This is a genomic window from Microbacterium sp. Root180, assembly GCF_001428485.1.
Taxonomy (GTDB): domain Bacteria; phylum Actinomycetota; class Actinomycetes; order Actinomycetales; family Microbacteriaceae; genus Microbacterium.
Window position 1 is genome coordinate 14,915 of record NZ_LMHS01000003.1, and the last position, 22,952, is coordinate 37,866.

Below are 22,952 nucleotides of genomic sequence, written 5' to 3' on the forward strand. Positions count from 1 at the left end.
CCGGACCGACCGCGGGCAGGTCACTTTCCGGCGGCGATCTGCCGACGTTGTGCCCGCACGGCGCGGCGGAGCTACTCCCGCAGCGCGGCCCCTCCGCTCTCGGCGGATCCGCGTCGGACGCGCCTGCCAGGATGTCGGCATGCTGACCACCGTCGCCGTCTCGGGCTACCGATCGCTGCGCGATGTGGTCCTGCCCTTCGCAGCCCTCACCGTCATCACCGGCGCCAACGGCACGGGCAAGTCCAACGTGTACCGCGCGCTGCGCCTGCTGTCGCACTCCGCGGCGGGATCTCTGATCGGCGCGATCGCCCGTGAAGGCGGCCTGCCATCGCTGTTGTGGGCGGGTCCGGAGTTCGGCGGAGACCAAGGCACGGTGCGCAAGGGCCCGATCGCCGTCAGGCTCGGATTCGCGTCCGACGAGCTCGGCTACCTGGTCGATCTCGGCATCCCGCAGGTCGATCAGCGCAGCCTCTTCGCGCGCGACCCCGAGATCAAGCGCGAGCAGGTGTTCGCGGGTCCCTTCGCGAAGCCCGCGACGCTGCTGATCGACCGCCTGCGCGGCGCGACGCGCGTGCGCGACGGAGCGTGGATCTCCCTCGACCAGCAGCTCGCGCCGTACGAGAGCATCATCACCGATCTCGCCGACGGCGACACCGCGCCCGAGCTGCTCGCGCTGCGCCGTGCGCTCGGAGGCTGGCGGTTCTACGACCACTTCCGCGTCGACCCCGATGCACCGGCGCGGCAGCCGCAGGTGGGCACACGGTCGCAGACGCTCTCCCACGGCGGCGAGAACCTCGCGGCGGTGTGGGCGACGATTCAGGATGCCGGGCACGGCGCCGCGCTCGATGCGGCCGTGGCACGGGCCTTCCCCGGGTCACACGTGTCGGTTCTGCCGAGCGATGGCAGATTCCGGCTCGTCATGGCTCAGCCGGGCCTGCTGCGCCCGCTCGAGACGACCGAACTCTCCGACGGCACGCTGCGATACCTGCTGATGTGCGCGGCCCTCCTTCCCGCGCGCCCCGCGCCGCTCATCGTGCTGAACGAGCCCGAGGCGAGCCTGCATCCCGACCTGCTCGAGCCTCTCGGCGCGCTCGTCGCCGAAGCGTCCGCCCGCTCGCAGGTGATCGTGGTCACCCACGCCGAGCCGTTGTCGGGCGCCCTCGAGCGCAAGGGCGCGCTCACCCACCGGCTGGAGGCGCACGCCGACGGCACGCGGATCGCCGGGCAGGGCACGCTCGACCGCCCGGCGTGGCACTGGGGCTCCCGCTGAGCCCAGTGGCTACTCCCGCAGAGCGGCGCCGAAGCGCTCGGCAGCGACCGCGACCCCGCCCAGCTTCGCCTCGGTCGCCTCGGCGGCGGTGAGCGTACGGTCGGGCGCTCGGAACCGCAGCGCGAACGTAAGGCTCTTCGCCCCCTCGGGCACGCCCTGGCCGCGGTAGTCGTCGACGAGCCGCACCGACTCGAGCAGACCTCCGGCGCCCTCGGCGAGCGCCGCGCGCACGTCTCCGGCCGGCACGTCCGCCCCGAGCACGAGCGACACGTCCTGGGTGGCCGCCGGGAAGCCCGACAGCGACGCCGCGACGACCTTCTCGCCGGCGAGCGACAGGAGGAGGTCGAGATCCAGCTCCGCCACGATGACGCGTCCCGGGAGATCGGATGCCTCGGCCACCGCCGGCAGGAGCTCGCCGACGTAGCCCACCTCGACGCCGTCCACCGACAGTGCACCGGTGCGGCCCGGGTGCAGCGCGGCGCGCTGCCCCTGGGCGATCTCGACGGTGACGCCCGCCGCGGAGGCGATCGTCCGCACGGCGTCGACCGTGGCGGCGAGGTCGACGCCGACCGGCGCGAGTCCGGGCTGCTTCGCGACGAGGTTGCCGGCGAGCAGGACGGCGACATGGCGGTGCTGGGGCGGGATCGACCCGTCGAGCTCGGCAAGGGTCGCGGCATCCGGGCGCACCGCGAGCGGCGGAACGTGCGACGTACCGTACGCCACGCCCGGCTCGGGCAGGAACACCGAGCCCGTCTCGAACAGCGCGAGATCGGTGAAGCCGCGTGCCACGTTGCGGTGCGCGACCTGCAGCAGGTTGGGCACGAGCGAGCGGCGCAAGTACGCCGCCTGGCCGTCGAGGGGGTTCGCGAGCTTGACGCTGGGCAGGTGATCCCCCGACGCCGAGCCGTGGAGGTCGTTCTGCTCCTCGGTGGTGAAGGCGAACGACGGCGTCTCGACGAAGCCGGCCGCGGCGAGCGCGTTGGCGACACGGCGGCGACCCTCCTGGGCGGCGGTCAGACCGCGACCGGACGGCGGCGTCGGCAGGATCGACGGGATCCGGTCGTACCCCTCGATGCGGGCGACCTCTTCGGCCAACGTCCACTTGTCGGTGAGGTCGGGTCGCCACGACGGCGGGGTGACCCACCACTGCGGCTCGTCGGCGCGGTCGTCGGCGTCGCTGACCTCGGTGCCGACCATCTCGAGGGCGGCGACGATCTCGGCCTCGGTGTAGTCCACGCCGATCAGCGCCGAGACGAAGGGCTTCGGCAGGCTGATCGCGCGCTGCTCGACCGTGGCGAACAGGGCACCGCCGACCTCGAGGTCCAGCGTGCCGCCGGCGTACTCGACCATGAGGTCGGCCACGCGCCGCGCGGCGACGAACGGGACGAGCGGGTCGACGCCGCGCTCGAAACGCCGCGACGCCTCGCTGGGCAGCTTGTGGCGGCGCGCGGTGCGGGCGATCGAGACGGTGTCGAACGTGGCGGCCTCGATGAGCACGTTGCGCGTCGCATCGCTCATCTCGGTCGTCCCTCCGCCCATGACGCCGGCGAGGCCGATCGGGCCCGAGTCGTCGGTGATCAGCAGATCCTCGGGGCTGAGCGTGCGCATCTTGCCGTCGAGGGTCTCGAGCTGCTCGCCCGCCTCTGCCCGCCGCACGGTGATGCCGCCCTGCAGCTTGTCGAGGTCGTAGCCGTGGATCGGCTGCCCGAGCTCGACCATCACGTAGTTGGTGATGTCGATGAGGATCCCGAGCGAGCGGATGCCGGCGAGCGTGAGCCGCGCGACCATCCAGGCGGGGGTGGGCTTGGTGGGGTCGACGTCTCGGACGATCCGCGCGACGAACTCCGACGCGCCCACCCGGCCTCGGAGAGGGGCACGGTCGTCGACGACGACGGAGAACCCCTCGGTGGGCTGCTGGAGCTCGCTCCACGGACGTAGCCCGGGGTCGCGGAAGACCGCGCCGGTCGCGTGCGAGAACTCGCGCGCGACACCGCGGATGGAGAGCGCGTAGCCGCGATCGGGCGTGACATTGATATCGACCGCGACGTCGTCGAGACCGAGCAGCGCGATGGCGTCGGTGCCGACGGGGGCGTCGATGCCGAGCTCGACGAGACGCAGGATGCCGCTGTGCTCGTCACCGAGGCCGAGCTCCTTCGCGGAAGCGATCATGCCGTCCGACACGTGGCCGTAGGTCTTGCGCGCGGCGATCGGGAAGGGTCCAGGCAGCACGGCGCCGGGCAGGGTCACGACGACCTTGTCGCCGGTGAAGAAGTTGCGCGCGCCGCACACGATGCCGTGCACGGCGTCGCCGCCGTCGGCCGCCGCCTGGCCGTCGGGCGCCACACGCACCCGGCACCAGCGGATCGTCTTGCCGTTGGACTGCGGCTCCTCGACGAACTCCACAACCTCGCCCACGACGATGGGGCCCTGCAGCTCGAAGCGGAAGACGTCCTCCTCCTCGAAGCCGACCGATACCAGCGCGGCGAGAACGTCCTCGGGCGCGGCATCCTGCGGGACGTCGACGTACTCACGCAGCCAGGAGAGCGGGACGCGCATCAGACCACCATTCCGAACTGCTCGCTGAAGCGGACATCGCCCTCGGCCATGTCGCGCATGTCCTGCACGTCGCTGCGGAACATGAGCGTGCGCTCGACGCCCATGCCGAATGCGAAGCCCGAGTACTCCTCGGGGTCGATCCCCGCCGCGCGCAGCACGTTGGGGTTGATCATCCCGCAGCCGCCCCACTCGATCCACCGGGCGCCGCCCTTGAAGGTGGGGTGCCACAGGTCGAGCTCGGCGGACGGCTCGGTGAAGGGGAAGTAGTTGGCGCGGAACCGCGTCTTCGCCTCGGCGCCGAACAGCACCTTGGCGGCGTGGTCGAGCGTTCCCTTGAGGTGGGCCATCGTGATGCCCTTGTCGACGACGATCCCCTCGAACTGCGTGAAGACGGGGAGGTGCGTCGCGTCGAACTCGTCGGTGCGGTACACGCGGCCGGGGCACAGGGCGTACAGCGGCAGATCGCGTTCCAGCATCGAGCGCACCTGCACCGGACTGGTGTGCGTGCGCATCACGAGGTGGCGCTCGACGGGGTCGACGAAGAACGTGTCCTGCATCTGGCGCGCGGGGTGATCCTCGTCGAAGTTCAGCGCGTCGAAGTTGTACCACTCGTGCTCGAGCTCGGGGCCTTCCGCGATCTCCCACCCCATGCCGACGAAGATGTCGGAGATCTGCTCCTGGAGGAGGGAGATCGGATGCCGCGCCCCGGCCCGCGCCCGCTGAGGCAGCGCCGTCACGTCGACGCGCTCGGCCTCCAGCCGCGCGAACGTCTCGGCCTCGGCGAGCTCCTGCTCGCGCGCCGCGAACGCCTGGTTGACGCGCCCGCGGGCCTGGCCCACGAGCTTGCCGAACTCCGCCTTCTTGTCGGCGGGCACGGTGCGCAGCTGCGCGTTGAGCTGGGCGAGCGGCGAGCCGTCCGCGGTGTGGGCGGAACGGGCCGCCTTCAGCGCGGCGGTGTCGCCGGCGGCCGCGACGGCGGCGAGCGCCGACTGCACGGCCGCCTCCACCGCCTCGGGCGTGATCTCGTGAGCTTCAGACACGAGAACCGAGTCTACCGAGGGCGGATGCCCCGCCCCGCCCGGCCGCGATCAGGCGACCCCGCCCTGCCCGTACTTCCCAGCGCCCTTCTGCGCGATGATCAGCTCGGTGTCGGTGATCTCCTGAGTCGGTTGGTTCGCGTCGGCGACCCGCGGCGTCTTCGCCGAGCTGCGCAGCCGCTTCTCGACCGTGTTCGCGACGAACGAGAGGATGAGGCACAGGGTGATGTAGATCGCTCCCGCGACCATGGTGGCCGGGATGATCGGCGAATCGAGGTTCGCCTGGTTGCCGAGGTATTTCGCGTAGAACAGCAGCTCGGGGTACGTGATGATGAAGCCCAGCGCGGTGTCCTTCAAGGTGACGACCAGCTGCGCGATGATGACCGGCATCATCGCGCGGATGGCCTGCGGCAGAAGCACGAGTCGCATGACGCCCGCCTTGCGCAGGCCGAGGGCATAGCCCGCTTCCCGCTGTCCGCGGGGCAACGACTCGACTCCGGCGCGGATGACCTCGGCCAGCACCGATCCGTTGTACGCGACGAGCGCGATCACGACGGCCCAGTACGGCGACATCTTCACGCCGATCACCGGTAGCCCGTAGTAGAGCAGGAACATGAAGACCAGAACCGGCACAGCGCGGAAGAATTCGACGACGACCGTGAACGGCCACCGGATCCACGCATGGTCGGACATGCGGCCGATGGCGAGCACCAAGCCGAGCACCAAGGCGCCGACGGCTGCGGCGGCGAATGCCGCCAGGGTCCGCAGCGTGGCGAGGCCGAACTGAACCCACACGTTCGAGAACGTGAAGGCGTACCACTTCTCGGCACTGAGCTGCCCCGTCGCCCACAGGCGCCAGATCAGCCAGCCCAGGAAGGCGAGGACGACGAGCACCGTGAGCACGCCGAGGACGCGGTTGCGTGCGATCGCCCGGGGACCGGGAACGTCATAGAGGACCGAACTCATCGCGCCACCCTCCAACGGTTCTCGAGTGCGCGTTGCGCCCACGACAGCAGCAGGACGAGCGCCACGAAGATCACCATGACCCACAGGATCACGACCATCTGATTCGCTCCGTCCTCGCTGAGATAGTTGCGGATCGATCCGAGGTTGACCACCGAGAACCCGGCGGCGACCGTCGTGTTCTTCAGGAGCGCGATGAACACGCTCATCATGGGCGGGATGACCGAGCGGAAGGCCTGCGGGAGGATCACGAGTGTCATCACCTTGCCGAAGGGCAGCCCGAGGGCGCGTGCGGCCTCGGCTTGTCCGACGGGCACCGTATTGATCCCGGACCGGATGGTCTCGGCGACGTACGTGGCCGTGTAGATGCCCAGCGCGATGACGGCGAGCAAGAAGAACGGCATCCGCACCTGGAGCAGGATCGGCACCGCGAACGCGAAGGCGAAGAACACCAGCGTCAGCGGGGTGTTGCGGATGATGTTGACATAGGCCGTGCCCACAGCGCGGGCGACGGGGATCGGCGAGACGCGCATCGCGCCGACGATGAATCCGAGAACGAGCGCGATGAGCCCGCCCCACAGGAACAGGGCGAGGGTGCCCCATAGCGCCTCCCCCCAGATGGGGAGGTTGTCGGTGATGACGCCCACGGCGCTCCTCTCGCGTGTCGTTGAAGGTGAGGGTCCCGGGGGCTCACGCCCCCGGGACCCGTGGGATCAGTCGACCGCGGGCTGCTCGCCCGCGATACCGGATTCGGCGAGGTTGGCGTCGAAGATCGCCTGCCAGATGTCGCCGCCGTCGGTGAACACAGTGTTGATGTGCTCCTGCAGGGCGGCGTCGCCCTTGGCGATGCCGACGCCGTAGCGCTCCTCGCTGAAGGGCTCACCCGCGAGCTTGAGCGCCTCGGGGTCCTGCTGCACGTACCCGGCGAGGATCGCCTCGTCGGTCGTGATCGCGTCGACCTGCCCGTTCTTCAGCTGCTCGATGCACGCCGAGTACGTCTCGAACTCGGTGGTCTCGGCCTCCGGGTACTCGTCGCGGATCCGCTGCAGCGAGGTCGAACCGGTCACCGAGCAGACCACCTTGCCAGCGAGGTCGTCGGGACCGTTGATGTCCTCGTTGTCAGCCGCGACGAGCAGGCCCTGTCCGGTGATGAAGTACGGGCCTGCGAAGTCGATCTGCTCCTTGCGGGAGTCGGTGATCGAGTAGGTGCCGACGTAGTAGTCGATGTCGCCGTTCACGAGCGCCTGCTCGCGGTTGGCGGAGGGGATCGTGACGTACTCGATCTGGTCCTCGTCGAACCCGAGCGACGCCGCGATCCAGCGGGCGACGTCGACGTCGAAGCCTGAACGCTCGCCCGTGGTCGCGTCCTCGTAGCCGAGGTTCGGCTGGTCGTTCTTCACGCCGATGACGACGCCTCCGCGCTCGGTCATCGCGTCGAACGTGGGGCTGCCCTCGAGCGTGACGTCCGTCGCCACCTCCCAGGGCTGGCCGCTCGCCGTGCCGCCGTCGCCGCCGTCTCCGCCGTCGCTCGGGTCCGCGCCCGGCGTGCCGCTGTTGCACGCGGTGAGCGCGAGAATCGCGATCGCCGAGATGCCGATACCCGTGATGATCCGTGTCTTACGCATGTTTCCTCCTGGTTGCTGTGTGCGTACTGGTTCCGTATGTCCGACGTTTCGGGTCCGTGCGGGCTGTCGTGCGAATTGTGGTGCTGGGGTTTCTCCTGGGTCTCCTGGCCTGACCCGGTCAGTGGGTCAGGAGCTTCGAGAGGAAGTCCTTCGCGCGGTCGCTCTGCGCGTTCGTGAAGAACTCCTCGGGGGTCGCCTCTTCGACGATCTGCCCGTCCGCCATGAAGACCACGCGGTCCGCGGCCTTGCGGGCGAAGCCCATCTCATGGGTGACGACGATCATGGTCATGCCGTCCTGCGCGAGACCGACCATCACGTCGAGGACCTCGTTGATCATCTCGGGATCGAGCGCACTCGTCGGCTCGTCGAAGAGCATGACCTTCGGCTGCATCGCCAGCGCGCGGGCGATCGCCACGCGCTGCTGCTGTCCGCCCGAGAGCTGCGCCGGCAGCTTGGCCGCCTGAGGGCCGACGCCGACGCGATCGAGGAGCTGCCTGCCGAGCTTCTCGGCATCCGCCTTCTTCATGCCCTTGACCTTGATCGGCCCGAGCGTGACGTTGTCGAGGATCGTCAGGTGCGCGAAGAGGTTGAACGACTGGAAGACCATGCCGACGTCCGCACGCAGCGCCGCGAGCTCCTTGCCCTCCTTCGGCAGCTCTTTGCCGTCGATCTTGATCGTGCCGCTCGTGATCGTCTCGAGACGGTTGATCGTGCGACACAGGGTCGATTTGCCCGAGCCTGACGGCCCGATGACGACGACCACCTCGCCGCGGTTCACCGTGAGGTCGATGTCCTTGAGCGCCTGGAACTCGCCGTAGTGCTTCTGGACGTCGGTGATCTCGACCAGCGGATCGCCGCGTCGCACGGTGATGTTCGACGTCTTGGGTGCAGCGCTGTCATCCATCGTCATACGTCGACCCTAGGACCGGGCCGGGACGCTCTACCAGGGGTTGAACCGCGTCTTAACCGTGTTGTAACAGGACGCCGGGATCAGCCGGCCCGCTGCGCGAACGCCGTCTCGTAGAGGCACACGCTCGCGGCTGTGGCGAGGTTCAGCGACTCCGCAGCCCCGTAGATCGGGAGCCGCAGCGACAGATCGGCCAGCGCGAGGGCGGACTCCTCGAGGCCACGCGCCTCGTTGCCGAACAGCCACGCGGTGGGCTCGGCGAGCAGGTTCCGAGACGCGAGGAAGTCCCCGCCGCCGACATCCGCCGCGATCACTCGCACGCCCGCGGCGTGGGCCTTCTCGACGGCGGACGCCAGGTCGACGCCGACGGCGACGGGCACGTGGAAGAGGGACCCTGTCGTGGCGCGCACGACCTTGGGGTTGTAGGGGTCGACGGTGCGGCCGGTGAGGATGACGGCGTCAGCGCCCGCGGCATCCGCTGCCCGGATGATCGTGCCGAGATTGCCCGGGTCACGCACCTCCTCGCAGATGGCGACGAGACGGGGCATCGCGGCGAAGACCTCGCGCACCGACGTCGGCGCCTGCCGGGCCACAGCCACGATCCCCTGCGGCGTGACCGTGTCGGCCATCGCGTCGAGCACCGCTTCCGTCGTGAAGACGACCTCGATTCCCGCGTCGCGCGCCGCCTCGCGCACGTCGGCGTGGCGCTCGAGGGCCGCCGGGGTCGCGAAGACCTCGACGAGGGTGTCAGGACGGTGACCCAGCGCTTCTCGCGCGGACTGCGGGCCCTCCAGGAGGAACAGTCCGGTCTCCTGGCGGGCGCTGCGCTTCGTCAGCTTCGCGACGGCGCGGACGCGCGGAGAGCGAGGGTTCTCGAGCACGGGATCAGTCTAGGGTCGCGGCATCCCGATCCCCGTCATGACGGGACGACGAAAGGGCGCCCTCCGTGCGGAGGACGCCCTTTCGGAAGGGAGAGGTCAGGCGCTCTTGGGAGCGTTGACGTTCTCGGGCAGCGCGGCCTTGGCCGTCTGGACGAGCGACGTGAAGACCGCGGGCTCGTTCACGGCGAGCTCGGCGAGCATACGACGGTCGACCTGCACGCCCGCGAGGCCGAGGCCCTGGATGAAGCGGTTGTACGTGATGCCGTTCTGGCGGCTCGCAGCGTTGATGCGCTGGATCCACAGGCGGCGGAAGTCGCCCTTGCGCTTGCGACGGTCGCGGTACGCGTAGACGAGCGAGTGGGTGACCTGCTCCTTCGCCTTGCGGTACAGACGCGAACGCTGACCCCGGTAACCGGAGGCGCGCTCGAGGATGACGCGACGCTTCTTGTGGGCGTTGACCGCCCGCTTGACTCTAGCCATTTCTTCTGTTTCCTATCGTGCGTCGGCGCTCAGAGGCCGAGGAGCTTCTTTGCGACCTTGGCGTCACCCGGGGCCAGGACCTGCTCCTGGTTGAGGCGGCGCGTGCGGCGCGACGACTTGCCCTCGAGGTTGTGGCGCATACCGGCCTGCTGCTTCATCAGCTTGCCGCTACCGGTGACCTTGAAGCGCTTCTTGGCACCCGAGTGGGTCTTCTGCTTCGGCATCTCTTCTTCCTTCGTTTCACTTCCCGCCCAGGCGGGAGTCGGGTCCCGCCTGGCGGGAGTATGTGGGGCCTATTCGGCCGTGGCGGCCTCGGTCTCGACCGCGGCGTCGTCGTCTGACGCGCCGGGGCCGGTACGAGCCGAACGTGCGGCTTCCTTGTTCGCGGCGCGCTGAGCGTTCTGCTCGGTCTTCACCTCGGACTTGTTCTTGTGCGGGGCGACCACCATCACCATGTTGCGGCCGTCGATCGTCGGGTTCGACTCGACGGTGCCGAACTCGGCGACGTCCTCCGCGAACTTGCGGAGAAGGCGCACACCCTGCTCGGGACGCGACTGCTCGCGACCGCGGAACAGGATCATGGCCTTGACCTTGTCTCCCGACTGCAGGAAGCCCTCGGCGCGCTTGAGCTTGGTGATGTAGTCGTGGGCCTCGATCTTCAGACGGAACCGGACCTCTTTGAGGACGGTGTTCGCCTGATTGCGACGCGCTTCCTTGGCCTTCTGCGCAGCCTCGTACTTGAACTTGCCGTAGTCCATGATCTTGACCACGGGCGGCTTCGAGTTCGGGGCCACCTCGACGAGATCGAGGTCGGCCTCCTGGGCCAGGCGCAGCGCCACCTCGATGCGGACGACGCCGACCTGCTCACCCGCGGGTCCGACGAGGCGGACCTCGGGGACGCGGATGCGGTCGTTGGTGCGGGGATCGCTGATGCGGAACTCCTCTTTCATACGGATGTCGGCCACCGCGGCACATGGGACGTGACGCGGGCTGAAGAGGAGTTCATTCCACCCGCTCGGCGCTCAGCGCCGGCTTCTGCACCCTGTCGTCGCGCACGGTTCTCCGCTCGCGAGCATCTGCCCCGAACGCTGCGCGGTCGGGACGGAGTGCGTGACCCGGTAGCCTGGAACGGCAAGCGCGGGTGGGATGTGATCCTCTTTCGATCCGGAGCAGAACGCACCGGAGCCCGCACGAGTCTAGCAGAGAGAAGCGCGTGACCACGATTCCGCCCTCAGACGACGACCGCCACGCCCGTTGGGAGGAACAGGAACGCTCGGCATCGGCCGCAACGCGCGACATCGCCGACGTCCCCGCGGTCGAGGTCATCACGACCGCCGCCGTGCACCTGATGAGCGCCGCCGCCGTGAAGGTCGGCCTCGCGGACGATCCCGCCACGCAGACCGACCTCGACGAAGCCCGCAAGCTCATCAACGCCCTCGCCGGCCTCATCACCGCGGGTGCTCCCGAGATCAGCGACATGCACGCGCGGTCCCTGCGCGACGGCCTGCGCTCGCTCCAGCTCGCGTTCCGTGAGGCGTCGACCATCCCCGACCCGATCGGCAAGGGCCCCGGCGAGAAGTGGACCGGACCGGTCACCTAGTCCCGGATGCCGAGCGCCGCCGCGCCGCGCGCGACGGCGTCGATCGTCCGGCGCACCGCCTCCTCGCCGGTGCCGAAGTTGCTCACCGCGAAGCGCACGACGGTACGCCCGTGCCACGTCGAGGACGAGGCCCACACGGTCCCCTCGGCGCGCAGCCACTCCCCGAGCGCGGCCGTCTCCGCGTCGTCGCGCGCCGCGAGGCACACCTGGGTGAAGACGACGTCGTTGACGACCTCGAGGCCAGGAATGCCCTCGAACCCTTGGGCCAGGGCGGCCGCGGCATCCGCCAGCCCCTCGACGAGGCGAGCGACACCGGACCGTCCCAGCGTGCGCAGCGCCGCCCACACCGGGACGCCGCGCGCCCGGCGGGAGAGCTCGGTCACGCGGTCGTAGGGGTCGGAGATGCTCTCCACCGTCGGCAGGTACGCCGCGTGCGCGCCGAGCGACGCCGTCATGGCGGCCTCGTCCCGGACGATCGCGAGGCCGCAGTCGTAGGGGACGTTGAGCGTCTTGTGCGCGTCGGTCGCCCAGGAGTCCGCATCGGCGACGCCCTCGGTGAGGTGCCGCAGCCGAGGGCTGGCGGCCGCCCACAGCCCGAACGCTCCGTCGACGTGCACCCAGGCTCCCGCCTCGTGCGCGATGGCGATCGCTGACGCGAAGTCGTCGAACGCGCCGGAGTGCACGTCGCCGGCCTGCAGCGCGACGATCGCCGGTGCGTCGTCCGCGGCGAGCGCGCGCTCGAGCCCTGCGACGTCGATGCGCCCCTCACCGTCGGCGCCCACCGTGACGGGCTCGCCCAGGCCCGCCAGGCGCCCGCCCAGCACCGCCGAGGTGTGCACGGCCCCGCCCGCGAGGAATCTGATCCGAGGGCCGGCCTGCAGGCCCGCGAGCGGATCCGCGCCGGCACGCCGCAGCAGGGCGTCGCGCCCCACGGTGAGGCACGAGGTGTTGGCCATGGTCGCGCCCGTGGTGAAGCCGAGGCCGCTGGCGGCGGGCAGGCACAGGATGTCGAGCAGCCACGTGGCCGCGACCTCCTCAACGGCGGCCGTCGCCGGCGTCGGCTGACGCGATCCGGTGTTCTGATCCCACGCCGAGACGAGCCAGTCCGCGCCGAGAGAGGCGGGGTACGCGCCTCCGATGACGAAACCGTAGAACCGCGACGACCCCATCGCCATGAGCCCCGGGCCGGATGCCTCTGCCAGCTCATCCACGACCGCGGCCGCGTCCGCGCCGCCGTCGGGAAGATCCCGGACCAGGCGCGCGAGCATTCCGTCGACATCGAGCTCCGGCCGGATCGGACGCTCATCCACAGTGTCGAGCCACTCCGCCGCGCGACGGTGCGCGACCTCCAGCGCCTCGCGGTACTGCTGCCTCATCGTGACGTCCATGACTTCCCTTCCGCCGAGCCGATCCTCCGCCGGTCGGCGGAACGCGGCAAGAGGCCACGGCAGGATCGCCGACTCCTGGAGAAGAGAGCCGCGTGGCGCGCCGGATACGTGTCAGGCGCGGACGAGCTTGACGGTGAGCGAGTCGACCAGCACCGCGATGCGGTCGTCCGCCGCCCATCGGGTCGCCAGGCGCGAGAGCACCGCGTCGAGCTCGACCTTCTCGAGTCCGTGGATGAGGTGCAGGCGCACGACGAGCTCAGGGCCCCGCAGGCGCGCGTCGGGGTCACCGGGCTCGACGGCGAGATCGATCACCGCGAGCTCGCCGCCGATGCTCTCCTGAAGTCCCGCGAAGACCTCGGGCGACACGAAGCTCGGCTCCCAGGAATTGCCTTGCGCGATCGCCCAGAGGGCCGGCCGACGCAGGACGAACTCGGTGGTCGAACCGGGGTCGATGACGATGAGGTCCGTGTCGTCGGCGGATGCGGCGGCCGCGGTGCGCGTGCCGTCAGCAGGCACCGGGCGGGCAGAGGCATCCCACCGCTTCATTGCGTCGACCGATGTGAACACGGGCAGCACCCGGCGGCCGTCCGGGGCGGCGACCGTGACGATCGAGAGCTCCTGCGTCTTGTCGACCGCCAGTCCATGGGCGCCGATGCCCTCATCGCCCTTCTCTGCCAGGAGCGGGATCAGCAGGCGCGCCGCTCGATACGCGTCGACGACCTCGGTCTGACCGCCCGACCCGTCGCGGAACGCGAGGAGCGCGGCGAGCAGCGCGGGGTCGGCCGAACCGTCGTCGCCCGAATGCGGGTTCGCGTGGAAGCTGCGACCCTCCCAGGGGACGCCGGCGGAGTCCGCGTGGGGGTCAGTGTCCGGCGACATCCAGCGCCTCGGCGAGCGTGAAGGCGCCGGCGTAGAGCGCCTTGCCCACGATCGCCCCCTCCACGCCGAGCGGGACGAGGTCGCGCAGCGCCGCGATGTCGTCGAGGCTCGACACGCCTCCCGACGCGACGATCGGCTTCGGGGTGCGCGAGGTCATCTCACGCAGCAGCTCGACGTTCGGCCCCTGCAGCGTGCCGTCCTTGGTGACGTCCGTGACGACGTAGCGGCTGCACCCCGCCGACTCGAGGCGATCCAGCACGGTCCACAGGTCTCCGCCCTCGCGGGTCCAGCCGCGAGCGGCGAGTGTCGTGCCGCGCACATCGAGGCCGACGGCGATGACGTCGCCGTAGCGGCCGATGACGTCCGCTGCCCACTCCGGATTCTCCAGGGCCGCGGTGCCGAGGTTGATGCGCGCTGCACCGCTCTCGAGCGCGGCTTCGAGCGTGCGGTCGTCACGGATGCCGCCGGACAGCTCGACCTGCACGCCGCGCACCTGCTTGATGACCTTGCGCATGATGCCGGCGTTCGATCCGCGGCCGAAGGCGGCGTCGAGGTCCACCAGGTGGATCCACTGCGCACCCTGACGAGCGAAGTCCAGAGCGGCGTCGACGGGGTCGCCGTAGCTCGTCTCGGTGCCCGCCTCCCCCTGTGTCAGGCGCACGGCCTTGCCGTCGGCGACGTCGACGGCGGGCAGCAGGATCAGCTCGGGTGTTGAGGCGAAATCGTTCATGGCTCCTCGTGCGGGAAGGTCTCGGAAGAGGAGAGCTCCCGTAGACGGCACGATCTCAGAGGGTAGCCCCGCGGAGGCCGTCGATCCAATTCGCGAGAAGCCGGATGCCGGCATCCCCCGACTTCTCGGGGTGGAACTGGGTCGCCGACAGGGGACCGTTCTCGACGGCTGCGAGGAACGGCTGACCGTACGTGCACCACGTGAGCGCGGGCTGCGGGAACGGCGGCTGGACGTCGAGGGTCCAGTGCTGCGCGCCGAACGAGTGCACGAAGTAGAACCGTTCGTCCTCGATGCCGCGGAACAGGCGCGAGCCCTCGCCGGGGTCGACGGTGTTCCAGCCCATGTGGGGCAGCACCGCGGCGTCGAGCTCGGTGACCGCGCCCGGCCACTCCCCCATGCCCTCGGTGTCGACGCCCCGTTCGACGCCGCGTTCGAACAGCACCTGCATCCCGACGCAGATTCCGAGCACGGGCCGCCCGCCGGCCAGCCGCCGCTCGATGAGCTCGTCGCCGCGGATCGCGCGCAGCGCTTGCATGACCGCGCTGTACGCCCCGACCCCGGGCACGACGAGACCGTCCGCATCGCGGACGAGTCCGCGATCGGAAGTCAGGCGCGCATCGGCACCGGCGGCATCGAGCGCCTTGACCGCGGAGTGGACGTTGCCGGATCCGTAGTCCAGCACCGCGACGACGGGTCTGGAGCTCACAGAGCGCCCTTCGTGCTGGGGATTCCGTCCACGAGCGGGTCGAGCGCCTTGGCCTGCCGGAACGCGCGCGCGAACGCCTTGTATTCCGCTTCGGCGATGTGGTGGGGATCGCGTCCCGAGATCAGCCTGACATGCACGGTGAGAGCGGCGTTGAACGCGATCGCCTCAAAGGTGTGGCGCACGAGAGAGCCGGTGAAGTGGCCGCCGATGAGGTGGTGCTCGAAGCCCGCAGGCTCTCCGGTGTGCACGAGGTAGGGCCGTCCGCTGATATCGACGACAGCTTGCGCGAGCGCCTCGTCGAGGGGCACGAGAGCGTCGCCGTAGCGGGAGATGCCCGACTTGTCGCCGAGCGCCTCGCGGATCGCCTGCCCCAGCACGATCGAGATGTCCTCGACGGTGTGGTGGGCGTCGATGTCGGTGTCGCCCGACGCTCGCACGGTGAGGTCGGTGAGCGAGTGCTTCGCGAAGGCGGTGAGCAGGTGGTCGAAGAACGGCACGGTGGTGTCGATGCGGCTGCGACCGGAGCCGTCCAGGTCGAGTTCGAGCTCGACGGTGGACTCGCTCGTGGAGCGGCGGAGGGACGCGGTACGCGGGGCGGCGCTCATGCGTTCGATCCTACCGAGGCGAGCGCGTCGAGGAACGCGGTCGTCTCATCCTCGGTGCCCGCCGTGACGCGCAGGTGCTGCGGGATCCCGACGTCGCGGATCAGCACGCCGCGGTCGTACAGTGCCTGCCAGGTGGCGGCCGGGTCGGCGACGCCGCCGAAGAGGACGAAGTTCGTCCAGGATTCGTGCGGCGTGTACCCGAGCGCCTCGACCGTGGCCGAGATGCGATCGCGCTGCGAGACGATCTCGTCCACCATGCGCAGCATCGTGGACGCGTGACGGAGAGCAGCGGATGCCGCCGCCTGCGTCAGCGCACTCAGGTGATACGGGAGTCGCACCAGGCGGAGTGCGTCGACGAACGCCGGATCGGCCGCGAGATAGCCGACGCGGGCCCCCGCGAACGCGAATGCCTTGCTCATCGTGCGCGACACGACCAGCCGCTCCCGGCCGGGCAGGAGCGTGAGGGCGGACCGCTCATCGCGGGGAGCGAACTCGAAGTACGCCTCGTCCACGACCACGACTCCGGGCGCGGCGTCGTACACCGCCTCGATGACGTCGAGGCCGAGCGGGGTGCCGGTCGGGTTGTTCGGCGCGCAGAGGAAGACGACGTCGGGCGCGGCATCCGCCACCTGCGCGGCAGCGTCGGAGGCGTCGACCGTGTAATCGGCGCCGCGCGTTCCCGCGATCCACTCGGCGCCGGTGGCGCGCGCGAGGAGCGGATACATCGAGTAGGTCGGAGCGAATCCGAACGCCGTGCGTCCGGGCCCGGCGAACGCCTGCAGGACGTGCTGCAACACCTCGTTGGAGCCGTTGGCGGCCCAGATCTGCTCACGCGTGAGGCCATGGCCGAGATAGTCCGCGAACCCTTCGCGCAGATCGGTGAACTCACGATCCGGGTAGCGGTTGACGTCGCGCAGCGCGAGTGCGATCGAGTCCATGATGTCGTCGGCGACCTCCTGCGGAACGGGATGCGTGTTCTCGTTCACGTTGAGAGCGACGGGCAGAGGTGCCTGCGGCGCGCCGTACGGCGTCATACCGCGCAGATCGTCGCGCAGGGGCAGGTCTTCGAGGTGGGGACTCACCCCTCCCATGGTAGAGCGCGGACTCAGCGCTCCGTGGCGTATTCCGCCGGGATCGCGAGCGTCTGACCTGCCTGGAGCGTCACGCCCTCGAGCGCGTTCAGGCGGACGATGGCGTCGACCACATCACGCGGGTCGGCCTGCGGCGCGACTTCCTCGGCGATGGTCCACAGCGAGTCGCCGTGGAACACCGTCACGGTCTCGAACGAGCCGGCGGGTGCGCCGGCGTCGCGCGACGCGAGAGCGGAACCCCCGGAGACCATGGCGACCGCGATCGCGATGACCGCGGGCAGCGCCGCGATCGCAGCCAGCACCCGCCGGCCGCGCACCGTCAGACGCAGGCGCGTGCCGTTCGCGGCCCGCGAGAACGAGCGTCGGCTCAGTGCCGGTGTGGTGATGCTGATCGCGGTCATGATCTGCTCCTCTGAGTGGGGGGAGATTCGCATCCGCCGCTCGGCCGGGAGCGATGGATGCGAATCTCTGTACCGAAGTTATCTTCGATGCTCTACGATGTCAACAGCCGGATCCGGCGACGATCCATCGAACGCGACACGCGGTGATGCTGCCCCGTTCGGCGGTCGAAGCCGGATACGGTTTCGATACGAGTACCCCACCACGGGCCTCCGACATTCGAAGACCGCTGCACTCCACGGGCCCCCGTGGACGGCGAGACAGGAGCCGGACATGAGCGACGCCACAGGGCGCGAACGACCGCAGACGCGGCGCCGCAAGAGCCTGAGCGACAAGCAGCGCGCGATCCTCGAGGTCATCCAGCGGTCGATCGTCCGGTACGGCTACCCGCCGAGCATGCGCGAGATCGGCGACGCCGTCGGCCTCAAGTCCCTGTCGAGCGTGACGCACCAGCTCAACCAGCTCGAGCTGAGCGGCTATCTGCGCCGCGACGCCGGCAAGACCCGTGCGATGGAGGTGCTCATCGATCTTCCCGGCTTCGCGACCGAGAATCCGGCCGATTCCGCGCCGTCGGTCGGCGACGCCGCGCTCGTCCCGCTCGTCGGCAGGATCGCCGCCGGCGTGCCGATCACCGCCGAGCAGCAGGTGGAAGAGATCTTCCCGCTCCCCCGGCAGCTCGTCGGCAAGGGCGACCTGTTCATGCTGAAGGTGTCGGGCGAGTCCATGATCGACGCCGCCATCTGCGACGGAGACTGGGTCGTGGTGCGCTCTCAACCGGATGCCGAGAACGGCGACATCGTCGCGGCGATGCTCGACGACGAGGCCACGGTCAAGACGTTCCGTCAGCGAGACGGACACACCTGGCTCCTCCCGCGCAACTCCGCGTTCGAGCCCATCCTCGGCGACGACGCCGTCGTCCTGGGCAAAGTCGTGGCGGTGCTGCGCGCGATCTGATCACCCGTGACGGGTGATCCTTAGCGCAGCAGGGCGCAGGTCGGCCAGAATGTCGCCATGAGCGACATCGACAGCGCGGATGCCCAGGCTCTGACCGCGCGCATCCGCGAGCTGGAGTCCGAGAACGCCCGTCTTGCGGCCGACGCCCCGGCGAAACCCCGTCCGACGGGCAGTCGATGGCGTGCGATCGTCTCGGCCATCTGCATCGTGGTCGCCGCGATCCTGGTCCCGGTGTCGATCGTCTCAGCGTGGGCACGCGTTCAGCTTGTGGAGGAGGACGCCTTCGTCGCGACGCTGGCACCGCTCGTCGACGACGCCGCCGTGCAGTCGATGATCATCGACGAGACCATGGAGGCGGTGAACGCCAAGGTCGATTTCCACGAGCTGACTGCGAACGTCTTCGACGGCATCACCTCGATCGACGGCTTCCCGCCCCGCGCCGCGCAGGCGCTCGGGCTGCTCCAGGCACCTGCGGCCGACGGACTGGAGAACCTCGTCAACGAGGCAGTCACCCGCGTCGTCCGATCGGATGCCTTCTCCGACGTCTGGGCGACCGCGACGAGAGCCGCCCACCGGGCCCTGACCACCGCGGCGACCTCGGACGGCGGCGGCCTCGTCGTGCGCACCGACGAGGGTGTGGGCATCCAGCTCGGGGCGATCGTCGACAACGTCAAGCAGCGGCTCGTCGACCGAGGGGTCAGTGCCGCTCAGCTCATTCCGGAGATCGACCGCGTCGTCATCATCGGCGAGGGCGACAACCTCGCCGCGATCCGCACAGCGTACGCCTTGGCCACGACCCTCGGGTGGTGGCTGCCCGTGATCACGCTCGTTCTCTTCGGGCTGGGCATCGCCATCGCCCGCCGGCGCAGCGTCGCCGTGCTCGGCACCGGCCTCGCGATCGCCATCGGCGCGGGCGCATTGGCGGTCACCCTGTCGATCGGCGATACCGCCGTCGGCATCGTCGCCGGCGACCTGAGCCTGTCTCCCTCGGCTCTCAACGTGATCTACGACCAGCTGGTCGCCTCAATGGCCCAGACGGCCGTCGTGCTCAGCGTGCTCGGTGTGTTCGTCGCTCTCCTCGGCTGGGCGATGGGACGCTCCGCCGCGGCTGAAGGCGCCCGTGGGGCCGTTCGCGGGCTGAACTCCTCTGCCCGTCGCCAGCTCGCCTCGCGCGGGCTCGACACCGGAGGCTTCGGCGGCTGGCTCGCGCGCCACAAGGTGCTCGTGCGCACGGCCATCGCGGTCCTCGCGGTGCTGTGGCTCTTCGCCCTGCGTCCGCTGTCGTTCGGCGACATCGTGCTCGTCATCGTCGTCGCGTTCGTGGTGGCCTGGATCCTCGAGCTCCTCCAGCGCCGCGCAGAGGAGCACGCCGAGGCGGAGGCCGAAGCGGAGGTGGAGGCGTCCGAGATCATCGATCCCGACGCGATCGTCGTCGTCGATGAGGTCGTGGTGGTCGAAACGGCAGATGCCGCGACCACCGGGGCCGCGGCATCCACCTCCAAGAAGGGTGCGAAGGGCTAGACCGCCGCACCGACCTTGTCGCGGATCGACCGCGTCGCCTCGATGATGTTGCGCAGCGACTCGACGGTCTCGTCGTAGCCGCGGGTCTTGAGACCGCAGTCAGGGTTGACCCACACCTGGCGCAGCGGCAGCTCGGTCGCGGCGCGGTCGAGAAGCTCGGCGACCTCCGCCACCGACGGCACGCGGGGCGAGTGGATGTCGTAGACGCCGGGTCCGATGCCGTGGGTGAAGCCCGACTCGGCGATGTCGCCGATGACTTCTCCACGGCTGCGGGCCGCCTCGATCGAGGTGACATCGGCGTCGAGGGCCGCGATCGCGTCGATGACGACGTCGAACTCCGAGTAGCAGAGGTGGGTGTGCACCTGCGTGGCCTCGGCCGCGCCGGCTGTGGCGAGTCGGAACGATCCGACAGACCACTCGAGGTACGCGGGCTGAGCGGCCTTCTTGAGCGGCAGCAGCTCGCGCAGCGCCGGCTCGTCGACCTGGATGACCGAGATTCCCGCGGTCTCGAGGTCGGCGATCTCGTCGCGCAGGGCGAGGGCGACCTGGTTGGCGGTATCGGCCAGCGGCTGGTCGTCGCGCACGAACGACCAGGCGAGGATCGTCACCGGACCCGTGAGCATGCCCTTCATGGGCTTGTCGGTGAGGGACTGCGCGAAGGCCGACCACGCGACCGTGATCGGGGCCGGACGCGACACGTCGCCCCACAGGATCGACGGACGCGTCGCGCGGGAGCCGTACGACTGCACCCAGCCGTTCTCGGTCACGTCGAACCCGTCGAGGTTCTCGGCGAAGTACTGCACCATGTCGTTGCGCTCGGCCTCGCCGTGGACGAGGACGTCGAGCCCGAGGTCCTCCTGGAGCGTCACGACGCGCGCGATCTCGTCGCGGAGGAACTGCTCGTACTCCTCGGTCGTGATCTCGCCCTTGCCGTGGCGGGCGCGGGCGCGGCGGATGTCGCCGGTCTGCGGGAACGACCCGATGGTCGTCGTCGGCAGCACGGGGAGGCCGAGTGCGGCATCCTGGGCCGCCACGCGCGCCTCGTAGTCTCCGCGGGCGAAGTCGTCCGCCGTGAGGGCGGCGGCGCGCGCGCGCACGGCGCCGTCGCGCACGCCGGGTGCGCTCTGACGGTCGGCGAGGGCGTCGGATGCCGCAGCCACGTCGTCGGCGATCGCCGCGGCTCCCTCCGCGAGGCCACGGGCCAAGGTGACCACCTGGGCGGTCTTCTGGTCGGCGAACGCGAGCCACGAGGCGAGTCGAGGCTCGAGAGCGGACTCGTCGGCGACATCGTGCGGCACGTGCTGCAGCGATGTCGACGTGCCGGCGGAGACCTGCGCCGCTCCCAGCTCCTCGAGAGCCTGGAGCTTGCCCCACGCGCCGGCGAGGTCGCCGCGCCAGATGTTGCGGCCGTCGATCACACCGCCGACGAGGACCTTGCTTTCGAGCCCCGGCGCGGCAGCGGGGACCGCGCCGCGGGTGAGGTCGATCGCGAGCGCCTCGACGGGCGAGCCGGCGAGTGCGATCCACGCCTCGGCGGAGAGCTGCGCGTAGCCCGCGGTCACGAGGATCGCCGGGCGGTCGGACGCGCCGCCGAGGACGGCGTAGGCGCGCTGTGCGGCCGCGGCGAGCTCGGCGGTCGACGCGGGGAGGCTCTCGCTCACGAGGGCGGGCTCGTCGAGCTGCACCCACTCGGCGCCGGCGGCGAGCAGCGAGGCGAGCAGCGAGGCGTAGACGGGGAGCAGGTCGTCGAGGCGGCTGAGCGGATCGAAGCCGTCGGGTGCGGCATCCGACGCCTTCGCGAGCGCGAGGAGCGTGACCGGACCCACGATGACGGGGCGGACCGTGAAGCCGTCGGCCTTGGCCTCGGCCACCTGACGCGCGAAGCGGTCGTTCGACAGGGCGAACGACGTCTCGGGCCCGATCTCCGGGACGAGGTAGTGGTAGTTCGTGTCGAACCACTTGGTCATCTCGAGCGGGGCGTTCTCGCCGGCGCCCCGGGCAGCCGTGAAGTACGCATCGAGGCCGACCGTGCCGTCGGCGCCGCGCAGGTCGGCGAAGCGCTCCGGAAGGGCGCCGACGGCGAGGGCGGCGTCGAGGACCTGGTCGTAGTACGAGAACGACTCGGGGATCGAGGAGTCGGCGCGACCGAGGCCGAGTTCGGCGAGGCGCTCCCGGGTCGCGCGCCGCAGGTCGGCCGCGGTGGCCTCGAGCGTCTGCTCGTCCGTCTTGCCGCTCCAGTGCGATTCGACCGCGCGCTTGAGCTCGCGACGGCGTCCGATCCGCGGGTAGCCGAGGATCGTTCCGCGGGGGAATTCGGGGGTGGTGTCGGTCATCGTGCGGCCTCCTGTTCGAGGGGGTGGGTGAGAATGCCGGCGTCGCGGAGGACCGCGAGCACCGTGTCGTGGCTGTTGAAGGCGTAGAGATGCACGCCGGGGGCCCCGCCGGCGACGACGTCGCGTGCGAGGTCGGCCGCATGGGCGACGCCGAGCGCGCGCTGCCCTTCGGGCGTCGGCTCGACCTCCAGTGCGATGGCGAGCTCGGAAGGCAGCTCTTCGCCGCTGAGCTCGAGCACGCGGCGCAGGCGTCCGGGAGACGTGATCGGCATGATCCCCGGCAGGATCGGAATCGTCACGCCCGCCTCGCGGGAACGCTGCACGAACGCGAGGTAGTCGTCGGCATGGAAGAAGAGCTGGGTGATCGCGAGGGTGGCGCCGGCGGCCTGCTTCGCGAGGAGGGCATCGATGTGCTCGCGCGGATGCCGCGACCTGGGGTGTCCGTTCGGGAACGCCGCCACCGCGATGTCGACCTTCGGTCGCGGCTCGACGCGCACCGCTCCGGGAACACCCGGGATCGCCTGCTCCGTGTAGGGCTCGCGCTCCGCCTGCACGCGGTCGATGAGCTGAACCAGCTGTGCGGAGCTCTCGAGGTCGCCGAGGAACGCCTCCGCGTCCTCGGCGCCGGTCGGCGGGTCGCCGCGCAGAGCGAGGAAGCTCGTGACCCCGGCGTCGAGGAACTCGCGGATGAGCGCATTCGCCCCGGCATAGGTGTTGCCGACGCAGGTGAGGTGCGCCAGAGGCGCCACCGGCGTCTCGCGCAGGATGTGGCGCAGCAGGTCGAGCGAGCGCCCGCCCGTCGAACCGCCCGCACCGTAGGTCACCGAGATGAATCGCGGCCCGACCTCGGCCAGACGCAGGATCGTCTCGTGGAGCGCGAGGGTTCCGGCCTCGGACTTCGGCGGGTACACCTCGAACGAGAACGGCACCGGAGGGGCGCTGAGATCGATCGACATGGCGTGCTCTCGGGGTCGGGGGACGGAGGCCGGGCGGCCGCGGACGGACGCGCCACCCGGGCGACGGGGAC

The 22,952-nt window shown here is 70.3% G+C and carries 23 protein-coding genes; 4 read left to right on the forward strand and 19 right to left on the reverse strand.

Annotated features, from left to right (window positions below; translation table 11 throughout):
• The first annotated feature begins 139 nt into the window (after nt 1-139).
• Nucleotides 140-1,270, forward strand: coding sequence for an AAA family ATPase (locus ASD93_RS07580; RefSeq protein ID WP_056121010.1), 1,131 nt, complete (start codon nt 140-142; stop codon nt 1,268-1,270).
• Nucleotides 1,271-1,279: 9 nt separating this feature from the next.
• Here ASD93_RS07580 and pheT read toward each other — a convergent pair whose 3' ends face one another.
• The 10 genes from pheT to infC form a co-directional block, all read right to left on the reverse strand.
• Nucleotides 1,280-3,826, reverse strand: a complete 2,547-nt coding sequence (gene pheT / locus ASD93_RS07585) for a phenylalanine--tRNA ligase subunit beta (protein ID WP_056121011.1) — start codon at nt 3,824-3,826, stop codon at nt 1,280-1,282.
• The gene (pheS, locus tag ASD93_RS07590) at nt 3,826-4,866 is read right to left on the reverse strand and encodes a phenylalanine--tRNA ligase subunit alpha (RefSeq protein WP_056121013.1); all 1,041 of its coding nucleotides are present in this window, start codon (nt 4,864-4,866) and stop codon (nt 3,826-3,828) included. The genes pheT and pheS overlap by 1 nt, the downstream gene beginning before the upstream one ends.
• 48 nt (nt 4,867-4,914) lie before the next feature.
• Nucleotides 4,915-5,829, reverse strand: a complete 915-nt coding sequence (locus ASD93_RS07595) for an amino acid ABC transporter permease (protein WP_056121015.1) — start codon at nt 5,827-5,829, stop codon at nt 4,915-4,917.
• Entirely contained in the window at nt 5,826-6,473 is a 648-nt protein-coding gene (locus ASD93_RS07600; protein WP_056121017.1) for an amino acid ABC transporter permease, read from the reverse strand. Before ASD93_RS07600 ends, ASD93_RS07595 begins: the two co-directional genes overlap by 4 nt.
• A gap of 66 nt (nt 6,474-6,539) precedes the next feature.
• Nucleotides 6,540-7,451, reverse strand: a complete 912-nt coding sequence (locus ASD93_RS07605) for a glutamate ABC transporter substrate-binding protein (protein WP_056121020.1) — start codon at nt 7,449-7,451, stop codon at nt 6,540-6,542.
• 118 nt (nt 7,452-7,569) lie between these two features.
• Nucleotides 7,570-8,355, reverse strand: a complete 786-nt coding sequence (locus ASD93_RS07610; protein WP_414843708.1) for an amino acid ABC transporter ATP-binding protein — start codon at nt 8,353-8,355, stop codon at nt 7,570-7,572.
• 86 nt (nt 8,356-8,441) lie between these two features.
• Nucleotides 8,442-9,239 (reverse strand): TrmH family RNA methyltransferase, encoded by a 798-nt coding sequence (locus tag ASD93_RS07615; protein ID WP_056121024.1) that lies wholly within the window; start codon nt 9,237-9,239, stop codon nt 8,442-8,444.
• A 96-nt stretch (nt 9,240-9,335) separates the two neighbouring features.
• A complete protein-coding gene (gene rplT, locus ASD93_RS07620) occupies nt 9,336-9,719 on the reverse strand; it encodes a 50S ribosomal protein L20 (protein WP_056121025.1) in 384 nt (127 codons plus the stop codon).
• Nucleotides 9,720-9,748: 29 nt separating this feature from the next.
• Nucleotides 9,749-9,943, reverse strand: coding sequence for a 50S ribosomal protein L35 (rpmI, locus tag ASD93_RS07625; protein ID WP_056121027.1), 195 nt, complete (start codon nt 9,941-9,943; stop codon nt 9,749-9,751).
• A gap of 69 nt (nt 9,944-10,012) precedes the next feature.
• On the reverse strand, nt 10,013-10,669 hold the full coding sequence (infC, locus tag ASD93_RS07630; protein ID WP_082569367.1) for a translation initiation factor IF-3: 657 nt from the start codon (nt 10,667-10,669) through the stop codon (nt 10,013-10,015).
• 272 nt (nt 10,670-10,941) lie between these two features.
• On the opposite strand from infC, the gene ASD93_RS07635 reads away from it, so the two are divergent.
• Nucleotides 10,942-11,319 carry a DUF1844 domain-containing protein gene (locus tag ASD93_RS07635; protein ID WP_414843709.1) on the forward strand — a complete coding sequence of 126 codons (378 nt, stop codon included), beginning with the start codon at nt 10,942-10,944 and terminating at the stop codon, nt 11,317-11,319.
• On the opposite strand, the gene ASD93_RS07640 is transcribed toward ASD93_RS07635, so the two are convergent.
• From ASD93_RS07640 to ASD93_RS07670, 7 genes are all read right to left on the reverse strand, one after another.
• Nucleotides 11,316-12,707 carry a pyridoxal phosphate-dependent decarboxylase family protein gene (locus tag ASD93_RS07640; RefSeq protein WP_056121031.1) on the reverse strand — a complete coding sequence of 464 codons (1,392 nt, stop codon included), beginning with the start codon at nt 12,705-12,707 and terminating at the stop codon, nt 11,316-11,318. The two genes, ASD93_RS07635 and ASD93_RS07640, sit on opposite strands and share 4 nt — an antisense overlap.
• Before the next feature lie 111 nt (nt 12,708-12,818).
• A complete protein-coding gene (locus ASD93_RS07645) occupies nt 12,819-13,586 on the reverse strand; it encodes an SseB family protein (RefSeq protein ID WP_056121033.1) in 768 nt (255 codons plus the stop codon).
• Entirely contained in the window at nt 13,570-14,316 is a 747-nt protein-coding gene (priA, locus tag ASD93_RS07650) for a bifunctional 1-(5-phosphoribosyl)-5-((5-phosphoribosylamino)methylideneamino)imidazole-4-carboxamide isomerase/phosphoribosylanthranilate isomerase PriA (protein ID WP_056121035.1), read from the reverse strand. Before priA ends, ASD93_RS07645 begins: the two co-directional genes overlap by 17 nt.
• A 55-nt stretch (nt 14,317-14,371) precedes the next feature.
• Nucleotides 14,372-15,022: an imidazole glycerol phosphate synthase subunit HisH gene (hisH, locus tag ASD93_RS07655; RefSeq protein ID WP_056121036.1), complete on the reverse strand. Its 651-nt coding sequence runs from the start codon at nt 15,020-15,022 to the stop codon at nt 14,372-14,374.
• Complete coding sequence (gene hisB, locus ASD93_RS07660) at nt 15,019-15,627, reverse strand: imidazoleglycerol-phosphate dehydratase HisB (protein WP_056121038.1); 609 nt, start codon at nt 15,625-15,627, stop codon at nt 15,019-15,021. Before hisB ends, hisH begins: the two co-directional genes overlap by 4 nt.
• Nucleotides 15,624-16,718, reverse strand: a complete 1,095-nt coding sequence (locus ASD93_RS07665; RefSeq protein WP_200950643.1) for a histidinol-phosphate transaminase — start codon at nt 16,716-16,718, stop codon at nt 15,624-15,626. Before ASD93_RS07665 ends, hisB begins: the two co-directional genes overlap by 4 nt.
• A 14-nt stretch (nt 16,719-16,732) precedes the next feature.
• Nucleotides 16,733-17,119, reverse strand: coding sequence for a LysM peptidoglycan-binding domain-containing protein (locus ASD93_RS07670; RefSeq protein ID WP_056121043.1), 387 nt, complete (start codon nt 17,117-17,119; stop codon nt 16,733-16,735).
• Between the two features lie 271 nt (nt 17,120-17,390).
• Here ASD93_RS07670 and lexA point away from each other — a divergent pair, with 271 nt between their 5' ends.
• Nucleotides 17,391-18,071: a transcriptional repressor LexA gene (gene lexA / locus ASD93_RS07675; protein WP_056121045.1), complete on the forward strand. Its 681-nt coding sequence runs from the start codon at nt 17,391-17,393 to the stop codon at nt 18,069-18,071.
• Nucleotides 18,072-18,128: 57 nt separating this feature from the next.
• Nucleotides 18,129-19,592 (forward strand): hypothetical protein, encoded by a 1,464-nt coding sequence (locus ASD93_RS07680; RefSeq protein WP_056121046.1) that lies wholly within the window; start codon nt 18,129-18,131, stop codon nt 19,590-19,592.
• Here ASD93_RS07680 and metE read toward each other — a convergent pair.
• Both metE and ASD93_RS07690 read right to left on the reverse strand, forming a co-directional pair.
• Nucleotides 19,589-21,925, reverse strand: a complete 2,337-nt coding sequence (gene metE, locus ASD93_RS07685; RefSeq protein WP_056121048.1) for a 5-methyltetrahydropteroyltriglutamate--homocysteine S-methyltransferase — start codon at nt 21,923-21,925, stop codon at nt 19,589-19,591. The genes ASD93_RS07680 and metE overlap by 4 nt on opposite strands.
• Nucleotides 21,922-22,881, reverse strand: a complete 960-nt coding sequence (locus ASD93_RS07690; protein WP_056121050.1) for a methylenetetrahydrofolate reductase — start codon at nt 22,879-22,881, stop codon at nt 21,922-21,924. The genes metE and ASD93_RS07690 overlap by 4 nt, the downstream gene beginning before the upstream one ends.
• Nucleotides 22,882-22,952: the final 71 nt, after the last annotated feature.